The sequence below is a fragment of the Streptomyces boluensis genome (genome assembly GCF_009908195.1).
GTDB classification, from domain to species: Bacteria; Actinomycetota; Actinomycetes; order Streptomycetales; family Streptomycetaceae; genus Streptomyces; species Streptomyces boluensis.
Genome location: NZ_JAAAHS010000722.1, coordinates 1 through 1,245, shown reverse-complemented (window position 1 = coordinate 1,245; position 1,245 = coordinate 1). Strand labels below are relative to the sequence as shown.

Here is a 1,245-nt window from a genome sequence, read left to right as displayed (position 1 = left end):
GGTCATCGGTGACCGGCGGCGCCCATCCTGCGAGCGCTTGCGCAAGGTTGTCAATGCTTGCCACAGGGATTCGGTACGGGGATCTCCGTACGCCGACGCGGGGGCGCAAGGGTCTTCACCAGCCGGAACGCTTCTGCGATGGTGACCACCCGTAGCCCTGAAGTCCGTTGCCCTGAAGTCCCGTTGCCCTGACGCGTTGTAGCCCCGTTGCCCCGTACCCCGTGATCCCGCAGAGGAGCCGCCGCGATGAAGCGTGCCGCCGCCCTGTCCACCCTGGTCTGCCTCCTTGCCCTGACGGCCGCCGCACCCGCCGCGCCCTCAGCGCCCGAGGCTCCCGCCGTACCCGAGGCGGCGCGGGAGAAGGGCCGCTCCCCCGGCAGCCTCCTGGACTCCGTGCCGCGTTCCGGTGTGCTGAAGGTGTGCACGACGGGCGACTACCGTCCGTTCACGCACCTCGACCCCGCCGACGGCACGTACAGCGGTGTCGACATCAAGATGGCCGACGACCTGGCCGCGAGCCTGGACGCCGAACCCGAGTTCGTGGCCACGACCTGGGCGAACCTCAGCAAGGACGTCGCGGCGGGCCGCTGCGACATCGGCGTCGGCGGCGTCTCGATCACCCTGCCGCGCGCCCGCCAGGTCGCCTTCAGCGAGCCGACCAGGGAGGACGGCAAGACCCCGATCGTGCGCTGCGCGGACAAGGAGAGGTTCGGCGCGGGCGCGCTCGCGGACATCGACAAGGCCGGTACGAAGGTGATCGTCAACCCCGGTGGTACGAACGAGCAGTTCGCGCGCGAGCACATCAAGCAGGCGACGATCACGCTGCACCCGGAGAACACCACGATCTTCCAGGAGATCATCGAGGGCCGCGCCGACGTGATGATGACGGACGCGAGCGAGACCCTGTACCAGTCCAAGATCCACCCCGAACTGTGCTCCCTGCACCCGGAGAAGCCCTTCACGTTCTCCGAGAAGGCGTACGCACTGCCGCGCGGCGACCACCAATTCAAGGAGTACGTCGACCAGTTCACGCATCTGGCGACGCACGACGGTACGTACGCGGCGTACGAGGAGGAGTGGATGGGAGCGTCCTGACACCACCCCCGCCGCCGCCCCCGCGAGGCCGCCCCTACAGCTCGATGACCACCAGCGCCGTGTCGTCCGTGTTGCCCGTCGGCGGGAGCAGTTCGGTCAGGAGGGTGTCCGCGAGGGTGTCGGCGTCGGCCGGGGTGTGGTGGGTGAGGC

At 69.2% G+C, this 1,245-nt stretch carries 1 protein-coding gene; it reads left to right on the top strand.

Going from position 1 to position 1,245, the window contains the following annotated elements; all coding sequences use genetic code 11:
• The first annotated feature begins 246 nt into the window (after positions 1–246).
• Positions 247–1,095 (top strand): transporter substrate-binding domain-containing protein, encoded by an 849-nt coding sequence (locus tag GUY60_RS37730; protein WP_161706005.1) that lies wholly within the window; start codon positions 247–249, stop codon positions 1,093–1,095.
• Positions 1,096–1,245 lie beyond the last annotated feature (150 nt).

Bases quoted from the DNA above. Each gene is read 5' to 3' on its own strand.
- GUY60_RS37730 (WP_161706005.1), top strand. From the start codon at position 247: ATGAAGCGTGCCGCCGCCCTGTCCACCCTGGTCTGCCTCCTTGCCCTG.